The 17,717-nt window shown below is 38.8% G+C and carries 16 protein-coding genes; 12 read left to right on the top strand and 4 right to left on the bottom strand.

Translation table 11 applies throughout. From position 1 onward, the window contains the following. Positions 1–79 precede the first annotated feature (79 nt). The gene (locus ADICYQ_RS01055) at positions 80–1,249 is read right to left on the bottom strand and encodes an exo-beta-N-acetylmuramidase NamZ family protein (RefSeq protein ID WP_020891030.1); all 1,170 of its coding nucleotides are present in this window, start codon (positions 1,247–1,249) and stop codon (positions 80–82) included. A 762-nt stretch (positions 1,250–2,011) separates the two neighbouring features. On the opposite strand from ADICYQ_RS01055, the gene ADICYQ_RS01050 reads away from it, so the two are divergent. Further along, entirely contained in the window at positions 2,012–2,575 is a 564-nt protein-coding gene (locus ADICYQ_RS01050) for a hypothetical protein (protein ID WP_020891029.1), read from the top strand. Between the two features lie 295 nt (positions 2,576–2,870). On the opposite strand, the gene ADICYQ_RS01045 is transcribed toward ADICYQ_RS01050, so the two are convergent. Beyond that, complete coding sequence (locus tag ADICYQ_RS01045; RefSeq protein ID WP_020891028.1) at positions 2,871–4,004, bottom strand: DUF4221 family protein; 1,134 nt, start codon at positions 4,002–4,004, stop codon at positions 2,871–2,873. 885 nt (positions 4,005–4,889) lie between these two features. Here ADICYQ_RS01045 and ADICYQ_RS01040 point away from each other — a divergent pair. From ADICYQ_RS01040 to ADICYQ_RS01020, 5 genes are all read left to right on the top strand, one after another. Beyond that, positions 4,890–5,759, top strand: a complete 870-nt coding sequence (locus tag ADICYQ_RS01040) for a polysaccharide deacetylase family protein (RefSeq protein ID WP_020891027.1) — start codon at positions 4,890–4,892, stop codon at positions 5,757–5,759. Positions 5,760–6,033: 274 nt separating this feature from the next. Continuing rightward, positions 6,034–6,789 carry a helix-turn-helix domain-containing protein gene (locus ADICYQ_RS25615; RefSeq protein ID WP_020891026.1) on the top strand — a complete coding sequence of 252 codons (756 nt, stop codon included), beginning with the start codon at positions 6,034–6,036 and terminating at the stop codon, positions 6,787–6,789. Between the two features lie 36 nt (positions 6,790–6,825). Continuing rightward, on the top strand, positions 6,826–7,827 hold the full coding sequence (locus ADICYQ_RS01030; RefSeq protein WP_020891025.1) for a medium chain dehydrogenase/reductase family protein: 1,002 nt from the start codon (positions 6,826–6,828) through the stop codon (positions 7,825–7,827). 167 nt (positions 7,828–7,994) lie between these two features. After that, positions 7,995–8,489 carry an energy transducer TonB gene (locus ADICYQ_RS01025; RefSeq protein WP_020891024.1) on the top strand — a complete coding sequence of 165 codons (495 nt, stop codon included), beginning with the start codon at positions 7,995–7,997 and terminating at the stop codon, positions 8,487–8,489. Positions 8,490–8,756: 267 nt separating this feature from the next. Beyond that, on the top strand, positions 8,757–9,080 hold the full coding sequence (locus ADICYQ_RS01020) for a YbjQ family protein (RefSeq protein ID WP_020891023.1): 324 nt from the start codon (positions 8,757–8,759) through the stop codon (positions 9,078–9,080). A gap of 599 nt (positions 9,081–9,679) precedes the next feature. Here the strand turns inward: ADICYQ_RS01020 and ADICYQ_RS01015 are convergent. Next, positions 9,680–11,557, bottom strand: coding sequence for a monovalent cation:proton antiporter-2 (CPA2) family protein (locus ADICYQ_RS01015; RefSeq protein ID WP_020891021.1), 1,878 nt, complete (start codon positions 11,555–11,557; stop codon positions 9,680–9,682). 4 nt (positions 11,558–11,561) lie between these two features. Beyond that, positions 11,562–12,146 carry an NAD(P)H-dependent oxidoreductase gene (locus ADICYQ_RS01010; protein ID WP_040413752.1) on the bottom strand — a complete coding sequence of 195 codons (585 nt, stop codon included), beginning with the start codon at positions 12,144–12,146 and terminating at the stop codon, positions 11,562–11,564. Between the two features lie 1,071 nt (positions 12,147–13,217). Here ADICYQ_RS01010 and ADICYQ_RS01005 point away from each other — a divergent pair. The 6 genes from ADICYQ_RS01005 to ADICYQ_RS27990 are packed head-to-tail and all read left to right on the top strand — an operon-like array spanning position 13,218 to position 17,713. Continuing rightward, positions 13,218–13,814 (top strand): Pvc16 family protein, encoded by a 597-nt coding sequence (locus ADICYQ_RS01005; protein ID WP_020891019.1) that lies wholly within the window; start codon positions 13,218–13,220, stop codon positions 13,812–13,814. Between the two features lie 2 nt (positions 13,815–13,816). Continuing rightward, positions 13,817–14,674, top strand: a complete 858-nt coding sequence (locus tag ADICYQ_RS01000) for a hypothetical protein (RefSeq protein WP_040413749.1) — start codon at positions 13,817–13,819, stop codon at positions 14,672–14,674. Positions 14,675–14,685: 11 nt separating this feature from the next. Beyond that, the gene (locus ADICYQ_RS00995; RefSeq protein ID WP_020891017.1) at positions 14,686–16,659 is read left to right on the top strand and encodes a phage tail sheath family protein; all 1,974 of its coding nucleotides are present in this window, start codon (positions 14,686–14,688) and stop codon (positions 16,657–16,659) included. Between the two features lie 33 nt (positions 16,660–16,692). Further along, entirely contained in the window at positions 16,693–17,121 is a 429-nt protein-coding gene (locus ADICYQ_RS00990; RefSeq protein ID WP_020891016.1) for a phage tail protein, read from the top strand. Between the two features lie 2 nt (positions 17,122–17,123). After that, positions 17,124–17,564, top strand: coding sequence for a phage tail protein (locus ADICYQ_RS00985; protein ID WP_020891015.1), 441 nt, complete (start codon positions 17,124–17,126; stop codon positions 17,562–17,564). After that, a complete protein-coding gene (locus ADICYQ_RS27990) occupies positions 17,564–17,713 on the top strand; it encodes a DUF5908 family protein (protein WP_020891014.1) in 150 nt (49 codons plus the stop codon). The genes ADICYQ_RS00985 and ADICYQ_RS27990 overlap by 1 nt, the downstream gene beginning before the upstream one ends. Positions 17,714–17,717 lie beyond the last annotated feature (4 nt).

Genomic DNA, 17,717 nt, shown 5'->3' with positions numbered 1-17,717 from the left:
GAATAACCAATACTATCCCACCTTCAATTTCAGTGCCATCTTGAGAAATTCCGCAATTGATATTTCTTATAATTTCTCTCTAAGGATAAAGCGTGTATTTTTTTCGCATCAATTTATAGTTCGACAACCCTGGTTCCCAGCTTGCCCTTATTTCGCTTTCAGGTACCCCATCGATAATTTGCTGCCGGAACAGTCCAGAACCTACCTGAATTTCTATATTGTTCATTTGCTTGCTTAGACTTCCGTCAAAAAACTTCTCTTTCTCGGGGCTGTTTTTATAAAGCTCCATGATCCATTTTAAATTGATTTGTCCCGTTTTTCTTAGTAAATCAGTGTCGTAATCACGAAGGTCAAGACCATAGCAAATCTGATCCATAAATAGCGGGCTTTGGGACATTCCCTTTATGCTTTTTGGGGTAAAAGAGAATGTGTAAATGCCTTTATAGGCAGGACTGCCAAAAACAGTGAAGGGTGAGTAAGTACCTCGGCCATGGTTGATATAAGTGCCCTCAAACATGCAGGTGGAAGGGTACAAAAGAATCGATTGTTGGGTGTTTAGGTTTGGAGAAGGTGAGACGGGCAGGGTATAGGGCATGTCATGGGTGTAATTGGCAACAGGTATGATTTTCAATTGGCACTGAACCTTGTCTTTTAGCCAACCTTCACCATTGGCCATCAAAGCAAACTCAGCTACCGTTAGTCCATGAGACATCGGTATAGGAAACATACCTATACCTGATTTGTATTTCATATCCAAGACAGGCCCATCAATCAAATAGCCATTGGGATTTGGTCTATCCAGAATGAGCAACTCCAGATTGTTTTCATGGCATGCTTCCATGAGGCGCACCAAAGCATTGATATTGGTATAGAAGCGGCAACCAACATCTTGCAAATCATAAATCAGAAGGTCCACATTCGCCAAATCCTCTTTGGATGGTTTTCTTTTGGCGCCATACAGCGAAACAATGGGAATACCTGTTTCACTGTCAATTTCATCCTTCACATGTACTCCTGCACCCACATTGCCACGGAAACCATGCTCGGGACCAAAAACTTTAACAATATCCACCCCCAGCGATTGCAAGCTGTCAACCAGGTGTTTTTCACCGATAATGCTGGTGGGATTTGCCATGATTGCTACTTTTTTGCCTTTCAAATAGGGGAGGTATTTTTCGGTCTGATCAGCGGCAGTTATAATGGGATGGTTTTCACCAGAACCCTGAGCCTGCACTTTTAATACAGACATAGAAAGGAAGCTTATGCAAACGCAAAGATATTTTAAGAAAAAGGCCATAATTAGAATATTTGCTTGAATATAATAAGGAAAAAACAAACCTCAATAGCTATGAACAAAGGTCTATAGCTATTGAGGTTTTGGAAGTTAGGAAAGTGGTAGTATGGGACTAATTCTGGTGGCTGAGCTTGCCGAAATCAGTGGAGTTGAAGTATTCTAATTGGAATCTTTTTCTGCTAATGTAAAATGGTCTTTACTGAATCGGGATAGGGAGGCGTAGTTGCAAACAACGCCTAGTTGGGGTGAATATAATAAGTAAATAAAAAAAACCTCAATAAGGAAGCCCAACGGCCTACCCTTTATCATCTTTTTACCGTTTACTGGCGGCTGAGCGGAGTCGAAGCCAGCGGAGTCCAGATTAAAAATTATTTCATCTAGATAATCCCCCCTTTTACAATTGAATGAAATAATTTTTCAGAAATGTTGTCAGGTTTTGGGAGCTATCCCGACTATTTAGTGGACAGTTTATTTATTCTGGAATTACTGCTCAAAATGAGCTTTTCAGCATTACCTCGGTAAATTTCATTTAAAATAGAAAGAGGTTTTATGAAGCATCAAATCGTATATTCTCCTAAATTGGAAGAAGAAAGACTACCTTAAAAGGTAAATTCATTCAAATAGAATAGTTGGAAACTAAAGTGCCAAATGATTCATCCTATTACAATTTAATTCCTTTCTCATTAAGGTAGCAAAACATTTTAAACCATCAGTTCCATGAAACGAAATACCATCCTGCCATTTTTATTGCTATTTGTATTACAATTTGCCTGGTTTTCAGCTCTTGCACAGGACGAGCCTTCCTATAAAAATAGAATAGGTATCAATGTCTTGGGAATACCCTCTCAAAACCTGGTAGCAAGCTATGAATACAGCTTTATGAAGAATGGATTGTGGCTGGGCATAGAGCATAAACTGAATCAGCTTTCAGACGATAAGGACCAACAGGTGAACTCACTCGCATTAGAGTACCGGTATTATTTATTTGCTAAGGACAAAGTTGCAGACGGGCTTTTTGCTGGGCTGTATACCAAATACCGATGGGGAGAAGAAAGCACCACAACCGGCGCCAGCATACTACACGAATATCAGGCCATTTTCACAGGACTTAATGCAGGTTATCGGTACAACTATAAAAGGTTGGCGCTTTCCGCTTTCGTAGGATATGGTTTACCGCTTTGGACTACAGCGTCCACCATTCCTAACGGAGCCTCTCATGAGTTGAATGAAAATTACAAGAAGGACTTGAGGCTTGGGCTAACCGTCGGTCTGGCCTTTTAACTTGGTATAGGGATAGGATAATGATCCCAATTCAATAGCCTCCTGCTTTAGCTGGAGGTAATATTAGATTTCCCAGCAACTCTGGCTTTAGCCAAATCATTCATCTCAGCACCATTCCAAATAGGAAGAAGTGTAATTACATGTTTCACCAGGCAAGAGCCTTAAAAACCACATTAACCTTGCCAGCCGAAGCCAACTAATGGAAACCCCTTTCAGCAAATTAAGATGGCCGTTGATTAGTAGGTACATTCTAGTCGTAGTTGAAAACTACGACTAGAATGTACCTAGATAGGGCTTAATCCACAGTGATCCTTACGAAGCCTAATTCATCGTCTATATTTTCATAAAACCAGATTTTGTTGTCTTTGAAAAAATGATTACGAGGTTTCTTTCGGTATTGGTCCAGGAAGGTCTCTTTGACAAAGTTTAAATTCTCGTCCAAAACAGTAAGAAACACTTCTGCTCCTGTTTCTTCATGTTGTCCATTTTCATCTAAATCTTCCCCGTAGATGATCTTGTAGGAAAGTCGGATGTAGCGTCGAGAAACAGGGTCCCATTTAGGCGTTGAGAAATTAATAGACTCATAATACTTTCTTGTGTGCTCATCCCTCTGCACCATATCCACAGTCTTTGGCAACTTGTATTCATTTTGATTTGCTGTTAGTTGACTGGTCCAAGATTTCAAGTAGAGGGAATCCAAATTGATATCAAAAACATAGGCCTCATTAAAAGCATCATTGGTCATTATTATTTTATTCTGATTGAGTGTGGGGAATGGAATTGGACCAAATCCTCCAGCAGGATTTCCATCAATTTCTATTTTCATTTGGTATTCATCAAGTTTTTCTGTTTCCGGCAGTAAAATTTTCTCGAAAGATTCATTTTCCACATCAAACTTTAGGATGAAATATTGGTTGTCTTCCCACTTTACGTATAGGCCAAAAACTTTGTTTGGGTCAGTTGGGTGAAGCATTAATTTAATAGGGAATATCTCTGAACCACTGACTTCTATCGCTATTTTCTCCAAATTTAAGTCTTTAATTTTCTTGCCATTTTCATCAAATATAGCATTGAGTCCGTAGGACCAGATCATTAATTGATCCTCTGCTGTTGCAGCAAATCCAGCTATATAATTTCCAATTCCATTAGGGCCTTCTTTCTCGAATTGGATCGTTTTTTCTAGCTCCAGGCTTTTTATATTAATTTTATCAAGCTTAGTTTCTCCATAAGTATAGTGGTATAGAAATTCACCATCTTTAGTAGGACCAGGACTGTTAAGCCCATATTTAAGGTTGATGATGCTTCCTTTTGGATCAATCAACACCGTGTCTTGGCTTAAGTTAAATTCCCCGATGTCCTCTGAAATGGTTTTGTTTTCTGAGCAGCTAAAAAGGACAATTAAGCTGACTAAAATAGCGTAGTTTTTCATGGTTTTGGGTTTAATTGTGTTTCACCCAAAATCATCGTTTATAATTTATAAAATCCAGATTATCAGGTTTTTCAATTGATTACAATACAAAGTTTGTCTTTCATTAAACCTACTTAATTTATTCGTTTTAAAAAACGATTTAAGTTCTTTTAACATTGTTGATCTGATGCATTGCGAAATATTATAGAGTCTTATTCATCAAATATCCATTCCTGTTTTGGCACTATTCAAATTGGAAACAGGCAAAAGCTCCCAATTCAATAGCCTCCGGCTTTAGCTGGAGGTAATATAAGATTTCCCAGCAACTCTGGCTTTAGCCAAATCATTCATCTCAGCACCATTCCAAATAGGAAGAAGTGTAATTACATGTTTCACCAGGCAAGAGCCTTAAGATTAAAATCAACAAATCTCCCACCTTCCGATGGCTGAGCGGAGCCGAAGCCATCGGTCTCGAAACCACTTAATCAGAACTTACTTTCTGCTAATAAAAGAAGGCCATTGATGAGTCGGAATAGGAAGACGTATTTGCAAACCAGTCCTAGCGTTGGAATACCAGAATTATCCCTGCTGAAGTAGCTCTTTTTATGCCTTGCTTTTCACCTTTTTTTATGGTTTAGAAGTGAATTTTGGCTATTTTAGCATTTTGGTTTAGTTGTTTCTTCAAGCTATAGCGTGTTAATATTTTACTTATAGCATTGACAATTATTGCCTGCCCAATAACCTACCTAAGTTTCTGAAAAAGGGAATCACCAACTGTAAACAATACCAGTTTTAGCTCAATATTCTTGTAGAAGTTTGAAGTCAAGGATAGGGCAAAACTATGTTTGCTGTGGATATTTCAAAATTCAAAAACATAAACTTAAATTATAAAAGACCAGCTTAAAAATGGATGCAGCACAAAAATTAGGGTTTTCAAAAGGTACTAAATTATTGATCATTCACGCAGATGATGCGGGACTTTCACATGCTGAAAATAGGGCTACTGTTCAAGCGCTGGAAAAAGGTATTGTGAATTCCTATAGCATAATGGTTCCTTGTCCCTGGTATTATGAAATGGCGGTATTTGCAAAGAACAACCCTCAATTTGATAATGGGATTCACCTGACACTAACTTGTGAATGGGAAACCTATAGGTTTGGCCCTGTATTGCCCATTTCAGAAGTCCCAAGTTTAGTCGATGAGAATGGTTATTTCTTTAAGAAAAGAGACAAGCTAAGAGAAAATGCAACGGCAGAGCATGTTGAAAAAGAACTTACGGCACAAATAGAAAAAGCCCTGAAATTTGGATTGAAACCCACACATATAGATTCCCACATGTACAGCGTAGGGGCTAGCCCTGAATTTTTTGAGATTTATAAAAGCTTAGGGAAAAAATACAAGCTTCCTATCGTCATTAATGAACAATTGTTTGAGATGGTTGGCTTAGATCCTAAGGTGTCTATAGAAAAAGACGATTTTTTAATTGATTGTGTACACATGGGGGAGTTTAAATACTTCGAGAAAGGTGGACTTGCTAAGTATTATGATGGTGTATTAGAAAACTTATCAAGTGGGTTAAACCTGATTTTAATACATCCGGCCTTTGACGACAACGAAATGAAAGGAGTTACAATCAACCACCCCAATTTCGGTTCTGAATGGAGGCAAATAGATTTTGATTTTTTCACCAATGAAGAAACCAGGCTAAAGCTCAGAGAGAAGAACATTGAATTGATTACCTGGGATGATATCAGAAAAAAATTGTACAATAGCTAATCCATTCAACTCTTATAAAGAGTCCATTACTGACTCATTATACCGGTGGCTGAGAGTGTTGAAGCCAGCGGAGCCGAAGCTAACCCTAGGAGCGTTATTTACAAATTATGCGATGTGGAAATATAAAACTCTACGATGAAAGTTGGAAACTTTAACCAGACTGGTTCTGACTAGTCGAAGTCGCGTAAGTAGGTTGCTCTCGTTTCTTTAGGGATTTATAGAAAACCGCAATAGCTTTAACCGAAACGTTTTGTAGTATTAAAGGAGTTAGACAATGAATCAAGTAATTCTTTGGAAGGATATGATTCTCTTTTGGGGGAGTAATGAAAAGGCAATCTCCGAACATCGCCATCCTACTATTCAGTTAGTATTAGCCACGGATAATAGTTTTACTTCCCAAAATGGAAAGGGAGAATGGATAGAAAAAAAAGGATTGCTTATTGCTCCTAATTATTCCCATAAGTGCAATGCTAAAAACATCCCCATTCTAACTCTTGACATTGACCCGGAATCCATTTTAGGAGAATGGATAGCTAAGCATCTTTTAAATGGGAAAAAATCAATTGATTTTACACCAAAATCCATCGATTTTAAAGCTATAGCTGAGCTGCTGGCGCAACAGAAATGGGAAGATTTAAGGACAATTGTTGAAGGTGTTTTCTTATTTCGGAATGAATATGAAAGCGCTTTAAAAGACAATAGGATCGAAACAGTAATTGATTTTATTGTTCATAATATTAACGAACCTTTAACTTCTAAGAACCTTTCGCAAGTTGCCTGTCTAAGTGAAAGCAGATTATTGCACCTATTCAAAGAAAAAATGGGACTTCCTATTAGAAATTATATACTTTGGATTCGGATCAAAATGGTCATTATGGAAATTACAAAAGGTAATTCTCTGACAAAGGCCTCTTTTGAAGCTGGATTTTCTGATCAGGCACATATGACCCGCACTTTTATAAAAGTCATAGGATTACCCCCTTCTACTTTTTCTAAAAACAGCAAATTCGTTCAAGTTTTCATCCCTTAAACGCCACACCTTTGTATTCATAATTTAATCTACAAAATGATGAAATACAAAAGTGTTCTTTTAACAAAAAGAGGTGGGCCGGAAGTTTTACAAATTGTTGAAAAAGAAATCCGTTCTCCAAAAAACGAGGAAGTAAAAATACGGGTATTGGCTTGCGGCGTTGGTAGAACTGACATTGCCATGCGTTACGGTTATTATCCCTTTGCACCAAAGATACCATTTGTGCCTGGCTATGAAATTGTTGGTGTTATTGAAGCAATAGGTACAAAAGTAACTCAATTTAAAGTGGGAGATAAAGTTGCTGCGCTTACCGTTTATGGGGGATATTCAGAATACATTTATTTGGATCAAACGCATTTGGTTGAAGTCCCTGACAATGTAAAAGAAGATGAAGCGGTATCTCTTGTATTGAATTATGTTACTGCTTACCAAGTGCTGAAACGTATAGCGAAGGTGAAAAAAGGGGCCAAAATTTTAATCACTGCTGCCAGTGGTGGCCTTGGAAATGCCATGATAGATTTAGCGAAATTGGATGATCTTGAAGTATATGCATTGGCCTCAGGCCACAAACATGAAGCCCTTGAAAAATTGAATGTCAAACCAATTGATTATAAGTCTAAAAACTGGATTAAAATGCTCAAAACTCAAGTACCTGAAGGCTTCGATTATGTGTTTGATGGTGTAGGTAAATCCTATATTAACAAGGGGTTTAGCCTATTAAAAAAAGGGGGTATATTGGTCGCTTTCGGTTATCCAGGCTTTTTAGGAATGCTACAAGGTGCTATTAAAATAATGTTATTGAATTCCTTGCCAAATGGTAGAAATGCTGAGATTTATGGAATTTCCGGGGCCTATGCAAAAGATAAGTCGACTATCCTGAGCGATTTGAAAACGTTGCTATTGCTTTTAAAGGCTGGGAAAATTAAACCTATAATTAGCAATAGAATGAGCTTACTCAATGCCGCTGAGGCCAATCGATTATTAGAAAGCGGAGCTGTATCCGGAAAAATCGTATTATTAGCTCCTGAATTACTATAGACCAATAAATTTTCTTTTGCTAAATTTCGATTGGCCTTCAGGTTTTAAAAGAATTGGTTAAATTGGAATACAATTTAGTTGTTGATCATCAGGCGCTATGCCAATGAAAGTAAGAATCGTTTAAATATAATTCATAAAATGAAAGTTCTAGTTTTTTATCAGTCATTTTGAGCGTTTTTATAATTTCGTCTTGTGGATCAAACCCTGATAAAAGTACCAATGAGGAAACGAATCAGAATGACGGAAGTCCTTCTATTTCTGATGCAATTAACAATCCTGCCCTTGAGAATGACTCCCTCAGTTCAAACATTCCAGACAATAAGAAAGAAGACAATGATACAATAAATGCCGATCCTGATATTCACGCGCATATTTTAGTTGATGAAGAGCCAAAACCGGTAAATTTTGAAGCTATTATGATTGCTATAGGTTATCCCTCTAAAGCCAAAGATGCTAGAATCGAAGGGAAGGTGATTGTCCGAATTCTCGTTGGAAAAGATGGGGAATATATGCAGCACAGCATTATATCAAATGCACATCCGATATTAAGTGATGCAGTAGCATCTCAGGTGAAAAACCTTCAATTCACCCCTGCATTAAAAGAAGGGCAAGCGGTTAAGTTCTGGGTAACCTTACCCTTTAATTTTAAATTGGTGAAGTGATTTTAAAACTGTAAGTACATATACTTCAGTATTTAAGGTGGTTAAATTAATTTTTAATCATAAAACACATTGAGATTTGGCTTTGTAGGGTGATGCTGGGGCCTTAACTTATTCTTTACTATTAATAATTTAATTGAAGGAAAAGATTAGGAAAAGGAATTAGGTTTCATCGAGTAAAAAATAGAAGCACCTAACAAAAAACAACGATAGGCAGCCAAGCGCTGTCATGCTTTGAAGATCCAGGGAATTAACAAAAAAAATTGAGACATGAATAAAATAATTATTTCAACGACAGATAAAGTACCAGGCAAAGAAATAACCGAAATCTTAGGTATTGCGAGAGGCAGTACTGTAAGAGCCAGGAATATAGGACGTGATATTTTTGCAGGACTTAAAAATATAGTTGGAGGGGAAATCGAGGAGTACACAAAATTGCAAGCCCAATCCAGGGAACAGGCCATGCAAAGAATGGTACAAGATGCCCAAAATCTTGGTGCAGACGCAATAGTAAACGTTAGGCTAACAACATCTATGGTAATGCAAGGGGCATCTGAAATCCTAGCTTATGGAACGGCTGTGAAGCTAAGTTAATATGGAAACGGTTTTAAAAGTAATGTTTAGTATTCAGGGATTGTTTTGGGGAACCTGTCTGATAATTTTAATTTATCTTATTTTTAGACGAATCAGCATAAAAAAAACCGAAGATTTTGAAGATAGAAATAACTAAAGGCAACAATTAACTATTCATCTGCTCCTAAAACATTGGGAATGCATGTAGGATACTAAATCCTTCTGTTCTAAAATTTTGGCCAAAGCCGTGTTATACGATATTACCTTGATAAATGGGCTGAAGCCCATTCCTATTGAGTTAATTCTTAGGTCAGAATGATTCGGACGAAATTTAGGGCAAGAAGTGCCTCACCTTCTTTCTCAATAGCCCTCAGCTTTAGCTGGGGGATTGTATGGAAACTCTCGTATTTGTGGCTTTAGCCAAATCATTAACCCGTAGGGCTTTCCACTGGTTTGAGCGATGTGGGTAATTAATGAAAGTTGAAAACTTTCGACATTATAGGTCTAAGTTACGCTTCGCTAAACTTAGACCAGTGTATCCTAAACCCGCCGGTGGCTGAGCTTGCCGAAGTCAGCCTGTCGAAGCCAGCCTTGTCGAAGCCAACAAATCCAAAACCAGCCTATTCCTTATTCTTTTCTTCCCCCTCCTTGATTGTATCGGAGTCCCAGGCATGGTCATTGAGACTGAAGCGCTTGTTTAGTTCAAAGGAAAGTAGGTTCTCCTGCATTTCTATGGATTTCCTTACGGTGGAGATAAAAGCCTTTTTGTCATTTTTCACTTTGGCCAACTCAACCAAAGAGTCCTCATCGTATTTGATGAAATCCTGTGCTAGGCGATGTACCGTATGAGCTCGGAAACCCATCTTTATTAATACATCTTTCCCCATTCTCACCGCACTTTCTAAATTCTGCATGTAAATATGTGGGACTTCCAAATCCAATAATTCCAATGCTTCCCTTTTGTCTTTTGCCCTCACCATTAATTCCAGGTTGGGGAAATGCTTTTTGACCATGGTGACCAAGCGATAATTTGTTTCTGGATTTCTTATCGCTGAAATCAATATTGTAGCCTCTCTGGCACCAGCCATCTCTAGTAAATCTGCCCTCGTGACATCTCCATAGAAGACTTCAAAACCCATTTTCCTAAGGAGGTTGACGCGGTCTGAGTCGCTGTCTAAGATTGTCGGTTTGATGCCATTTGCCCTTAAAAACCTACCAACGGTGCTGCCATAATTTGAAAACCCTGCCAGAATCACTTTGTTGGATTCGTCCATTTCATCATGGGGCTTCTCTTCTTTCTCCTTAGTGCCAATATACGGCAACAGGAGCCTTTCATTGAACAACAACAGCAGTGGGGTAAAGGTCATGCTTATGGCGGTCACGGCCATAAGGATCTCTGTTGTTTTTGCATTTATTATGTTCAATTCAGTGGCAAAGGAAAAGGTGACAAAGGCAAATTCACCCACTTGGCTTAGACCCAATGCAAAAATCAACGTTTGGTCAGTACTTATTTTATTCACTTTGCCTATTCCAAATAATATAAGGCTTTTTATTAGTAGGATGGAAAGTGTAGCAGCAAATACCATCAATGCATTCTCCCCAATTAATCCAAAGTTGATGGATGCGCCTACTGCGATGAAAAATAAACCTAGTAGTAAACCTTTAAAAGGCTCAAGATCACTTTCAAGTTCATGCTTGAATTGGGAGTTGGCCAATATTACGCCCCCGAGGAAAGTACCCAAAGCAGGGCTCAATCCCACCATCTCCATTAGAAAGGCTATTCCCAGCACGATCAATAAGGCACCAGCAACAAAAAGCTCTCTTAATCGGGTTTTGGCGACCAACTTCAGCATAGGGATGATAAAGTACCTACCCGAAACGATCACTAAGATCACCGCACCAAAAACAAATAGCGTTTGTAGCCACCCGGGGAACTGGGCAATTGGACTCATGTGATCGAGGTCCACATCCGATGTTGCAGCGAGGGCTATTAATGGCAAAACTGCCAAAATAGGAATGACAGCAATATCCTGCATCAGCAGCACTGCAAATGAATTTCGTCCTGCAGAGGAGTTCATCTGGTCCTTTTCTTTAAGGGACTGTAGCGTGATGGCTGTAGATGACAGGGCGAGTGAGGTACTTATGGCTAGGGCCTGTCGCCAGCCTAATCCCATAAAATAGAGAATGCCAAAGAAGGCCAGGGTGGTGACCAATACTTGTGAAAGGCCAACCCTGGTGATCATCTGACGCATTTTCCACAGTTTGGATGGTTCCAATTCCAATCCAATCAGGAACAGCATCATGACCACGCCAAATTCCGCAAAATGCATGATGTCTTCACCTTCTTCACCAATAAATCCGAAGACGTAAGGCCCAATGATAATACCGGCCAATAAATAGCCCAATACCGAGCCCATTCCAATTTTCTTCGCCAGAGGTACACAGACAACAGCGGCTAAGAGGTAGATGATGGCCTGAAATAAAAATCCGTTTTCCATGATGCTATTGCTTGAAATCGTTTAAAAAAGGAAGGTTTTCTAAATCACTTAAATTGGGACTGTCTCTCAAGTGCAGGATAAGCGCTTTAAATTTATTTATCTCATGGTTCAATTGCTCTCGGGTGATGTTATGGGTTCCGGCAATTTGAAAAGGAGGCAGGTATTTCATGTTGCACAGTTTCGCAGTCTGCTTATAGGGCAGGAGAAATTCCTTTAGAGGGTAACCATGATGCCCTGTTGCACTGTATGCTTCTGGGGAGCCTCCCGTACTGATCGCATTGAATAGGTATTTGCCTTTGAGGTAAGTCCCTTTATGCCCATAAGCCCAGTTGTATTCCAAGACCAGGTCTATCCATTGTTGCAATAAGGGAGGACCCGTGTACCAATACAAAGGATGCAACCAAACAACGATGTCAGCACCAAAAAGCATCTCTTGTTCATGTTGTACATCAATATTAAAATCTGGATAGCGCTCATATAGATCAGTGATTTGAACATTTTCCAAACCATTGATGGAGGCCGTTAGCCCGGAAATCACCGTTGAATGCTCCAACTTGGGGTGGGCCATCAGGACCAGTATATTTTTCATTTTAATTTTTGTAAGCTTGGCAAATAACCAGTTTTTGGCTGTTTAATTAACAGTATTTGGTGAAAGTTTCCAAATCACGGGCCTGATTTTCTTCTGGGTTCTTGACTTTGGCATTCGGGAGGGAATGATTTAATATTAGTCCCTCAATAGTTTCGTAAACTCTATCGTGCTATGGTTATGGCTTGGGTAAAAGGCCGGAATAGACAAAGCTAGTTATTTTTCTGGATAGATAATGTGGCTTCAATGGTAAAGGAAGCGTTGTGATTTCGTCAGCGTTGTTTCAGAAAAGGTGCCACAAGTCCGCCAAAATCCTGACCTTTTCATTGCTTTTATTATGCCCTGTCACCTGCGGCTTTGATATTTTGCCCCTCAGGACCTTCTGTTTTCCTGAAATTCGAGAGTCAAATGCATAAAAGTCCTATTGGAAAATCTTTATAAAACTGAATCGATCGAATTTTTTCGATAACGCTTATCGATAGACCTAACGAGGACTTTGAGCGGAGGAAGGTCTGGGATCCTTAATAATTGGAACTGCCGTAACCATTGCCTATTGAATGGGTTTTGGGTGACAGTTTAGTTTGGTTTGACGCAATATTTAGTCAACCATTATTCACATGTGAAAGCATGAACAGGACATTGCAAATGTTTTACATCAATTTTAATAGTTGATGTAAAAATATGAGAGGGTTACCTTAAAGTATAGGGTTTACAAGTAATTATGCTCGGCTTTGATTCATTAATCAGTCGAATAGATATGGCTTATAATTGGTTTAATCCTATATTACTTATCTATAATTAAATCATAAGATTTAGTTGCAATAAAATTGATCTTTTTAATTAAATTTTTACCTGTAAATGTTTGGAATTATTATAAATTTCCTTCAAATTGAAAAAGAGTTTATAATTTGGGTCTTGAGATAACCAACTAATATAAGTAGCCTATGTAAAGGTTCACTTATAATTTTTCCCAGACTTTGATTACTACTTTTAAGTCAACTCTATTTGATTACGATCAGGGGCATGTGCTACTATGCCTATTGTTTTGAAGTTTCATTTCTGTTTAACTGACCAATGATTTTTGAAGTTTTTCAAATATTAAAAGAGCAGATCAACCATTATTTTGAGGAAGTGGGGTTGGAAAACTCTGAATTAGTAATAGACAATATAGCCTTGGCCGAAGGAGCTGCAGAAGCTTCAGATGGGATGCGGGATAAAATGGTCTTGACCCTTGTAAACCTTCATGAGGAGGGTACATTGAAGAATTTTTCAAATCATAACGTCAGCAACAATAAAGTGCAATACAGGAACAGGGTGATTAACCTTCATCTTTTCCTTCTTTTCTCTGCGAATAGAAGTGTATACAGCAACTCATTAATTGATCTATCAGCCGTTATTAATTTTTTCCAGGGGAAGAAACGTTTTACTCAAGCCAATACGGTCTTCAATAGGGAGCTAGAGGCGATGGAAAATGTAGGGGATTTTAATTTTACAATAGAGTTGTATACCCCCACTTTTGAGGAGATGAATTTTATTTGGGGGACACTTGGCGGCAAGCAATTGCCTTCAGTCCTGTACCAACTTAATCTTCTCCCTATGGAAAGGGACATGACCCATAGCGAAGGTCCATTGATAGAAAGTGTTCATTCAGATGTTAAAACTAAGAACTGAAAATGTTATCTACTCAATATAAGAAATTGTTCTCTATTAAGGTGCACCACGCATATCACCTTAACAGTGGCGATATTGAGTATGGGAATTTAGATGAAAAGGTCAGGCAGTTAAATTTAAGGAAATACAATTGGCAGGATTTTATACTTATAAGTCCTACAAAGGCCACCGAAAAATTTTTTAAGCGATTTCAATTATTGCTTAAATATTCAAATGAAGAATTGATTGTCTTTGCGAGGGTTTCAGAACAAAATGTTCAGGAAAGTTTTATCCCTTTAGAGCAAGACCTGGTATTGGAATTTCTCATCAATTATAAAGACCCTTACTTTGAAAACTATACGGATATCAATCCTCTCTCAGAAGAAAAAATCCTGCTTTCAAATTTTCTTCCAACGCATTTTCAGGGAATAGATTTTGATTTACTTCCTGTAGAAAGTGAAGACAGGATGTTTTCGAATGATTTTCTTATACCAAGGGAAAGTATTGACTCCTACTTTATAGATTCAGTGAGCCAAACTGCTGGAACACATGCCAAAGGACTACTCCTAATAAGAATGCAAGGGGAAAACGGAAACCTTAATGTAACCAACCTAAATGGTACGCTTAAACTAAGCCCTACTGTCTTTAAGCTCCATTTTAACAATAGAAGTACTTTTTGGAACTACCACCAGAACGCAAATAATACCAGTGCAACTACCAACTCCCTTAAACCACTGACAAAAAACGGTTTTGTTCAAATCCAATCGGATTCAGATTTTGATGAGCCCAATGATGATTTGAGTGAATTACAATTTCCCAACCCAAGTGTTGAGCGTATCAAGATAGAGGCAAACAATTATTATTCAGAAATTTATATTTAACAGGTTGAACCATGGCAGCAAATTATAGAACCCCAGGTGTATACATTGAGGAAATATCGAAATTTCCTCCATCAGTAGCCCAAGTAGAAACCGCAATTCCGGCTTTTATAGGTTACACAGAAAAAGCGCGAGAAAAAGAAGCTGACACCAGCGAGACTTTGTTCTTGGAGCCTAAACGCATCGTTTCATTGTTGGAATATGAAACCTATTTTGGCGGACCGGATCCTGAAACAGGTCTTAAAGTCCAGGTAACAGAGGAGGCAGGTGAAAAAGCTATTTTGGTGGAAGCCCCTGATCCGGAGGACAAGTCTCCTTTCTTAATGTTTTACTCCATGCAGGCTTATTTTGCCAATGGGGGCGGACCATGTTATGTGATTTCTGTGGGTGTATATGACGATGCTGATCCGGTTACCCCTGTGACCATGGCGGCACTCAATACAGGCTTGCAAGAATTAGAAAAAGAGGATGAGCCTACTTTGATTTTATTTCCAGATGCTACAGCGCTTCCGGAAGCGGCTGAGTTTTATTCCATCTACAACAATGCACTTGCCTTGTGTAGAAAAATGAGAGATAGGTTTACGATCATCGATACCTATACAAACAACATGGAAACCGAAATTTCTTTGGAGTCAGGTGTTAGAGAATTAATAACTTCTGATTTGGAAGAGAAAAAGTATGGAGCGGTTTATTTTCCTTACCTGGAGACGATACTGAATTATAGTTATGATCCTGAACAAACAGAAGTGTCCCACCTTATTACAGATGCTTCGCCTGTTTCTGATATACTTGAGGAAGTAGACGATATATTGGTTGAAGCTGAAGGCATCATCACAGACTTGCCTACTGAAGTGTCGGGTTATGATGCTGCAAATACGGCTATTCAAGGCGGTACAGATGAAGAAGCGGTTACCAATAAAAGTACTGTTGCCGATCCACTGAATGCCATTGTTGATGCCTTGAATGAATTTGTAGGCTTGATGGCTGAAATTGTAGAAGACACCAATAATGTTGCTACCATGGCGCAAGAGCAAGACGAGACGCTTGCTACTGCCGCTACCGAAGCTGCAAATGCCCTAAATGATGAACTTGAGGAAGCGGGGGCAGTTCCTACCTTCATTGCAGCACTGCAAGGACACCTCGATATAATGAATGGAGACATTACTGGAGGTGCTGTGAAACAAGCATCAACGGATGCCAATACTGCTTTGTCGAATACCGATGTAAGTGTATTGCTTCAGTCTGTACTAGACCTCATAGACCCTGCCATATTGGATGCCATGTTGGACATTGAGGAATTGGACATGGAATCTGATGGTGTACTGGATGGTTTTGCTTTGAGTGACATAGAAGCCATCGACAGTGCAACATATAACAAGATAAAAGCGGAAATAAACAGGGTGAAAGTTGTCCTTCCTCCATCCTCTTTGGTAGCAGGGATTTACGCCAAAGTGGATTCGAATATAGGGGTGTGGAAAGCACCTGCAAATATATCTTTAAATTATGTAGTCAAGCCAACTGTCAAGGTTACCAATGACATGCAAGACCGATTGAATGTGGATACCATAGCTGGTAAATCCATTAATGCGATCCGATCTTTTACGGGAAAAGGTACCTTGATATGGGGAGCCAGAACATTGGCTGGGAATGACAATGAATGGCGTTTTATATCCGTCAGAAGATTTTTCAATATGGTGGAAGAATCGGTCAAAAACGCTACCCAACAATTTGTTTTTGATGCCAATGATGCCAATACCTGGGTAAAGGTTCGTGCAATGATAGAGAATTTTCTCATACTTCAATGGAGAGCTGGAGCACTGGCAGGAGCCAAGCCTGAGCAAGCCTTTTATGTCCGTGTTGGCTTGGGCCAAACCATGACAGCGATGGATATTTTCGAAGGAAAAATGAATGTAGAAATAGGCATGGCGGTTGTTCGTCCAGCTGAATTTATCATTCTGAAATTTTCACACAAAATGCAGGAATCCTGATTATTTGTTTTAACCCTTTAAATGTAAAAAATCATGAGTTATCCATTATCGAAGTTTCATTTCTCCGTTGATTGGGGCGGAACAATTATAGGTTTTACAGAAGTTTCTGGTCTAGATGTGGAAACAGAAGTAATAGAATACAGGCATGGCGCTAGCCCTGAATACAGTAAAATTAAAATGCCAGGCATGCAAAAATTCAGCAATATCACTTTGAAGAGTGGGACTTTTGCTGGTGACAATGAGTTTTATGAATGGTGGAATACCGTAAGTCTAAACCAGATAGAGCGTAGAGACATCACGATAAAACTATTGAATGAAGAGCACGAACCAGTAGTTACCTGGAAGGTTAAAAATGCCTGGCCTACAAAAATTCAGTCCACAGATCTAAAAGCAGACGGCAATGAAGTGGCCATCCAAACCATGGAATTGGTTCATGAAGGACTCAGTATCCAAAATGATTAATCATGGATAATATTTACCCCTATGTAAGTTTTCATTTTAGAGTTTCTATTTCGGGCTTGGACGATGCAGAGGATTCTTATTTTCAATCTGTATCGGGTTTGGATGTGAGTATGGATGTAGAAGAATATGCGGAAGGTGGGGAGAATAGGTTCAAACATAAACTACCTGTAAAAACCAAGTATTCTAACCTGATTCTTAAAAAAGGACTTGCAGCTTCCACCGGGTTAACGGACTGGGTCAAGGAGGTCATGGAAAACTTCAATTTTGAAACCAGGACCATCACCATCGATCTGATAAACGAGGAACACGAACCTTTAATTACATGGAATGTGGTGAACGCCTTTCCGGTGAAATTGGCCATTGATCCTTTTAATGCAATGGAGAGCAAAATGGCGGTGGAGTCAATGGAATTTTCTTACCAATATTTCACAAGAATTAATTAATGGCTATAAATATAAAGGAGATGCATATCAAGTTTCATGTCGAAGAGGCAGGAAAGGCGAAACAAGGAGCATCAATAGATAAAGAGAAGGTAGTTGCACAGTGTGTGGAACAGGTCATGGAAATACTTAAGCTTAAAAAAGAAAGGTAATTGT

Source organism: Cyclobacterium qasimii M12-11B (assembly GCF_000427295.1).
Taxonomy (GTDB): Bacteria; Bacteroidota; Bacteroidia; order Cytophagales; family Cyclobacteriaceae; genus Cyclobacterium; species Cyclobacterium qasimii.
Note: the sequence above shows the minus strand (reverse complement) of the source record. Positions and strands in the feature narration are given on the sequence as shown.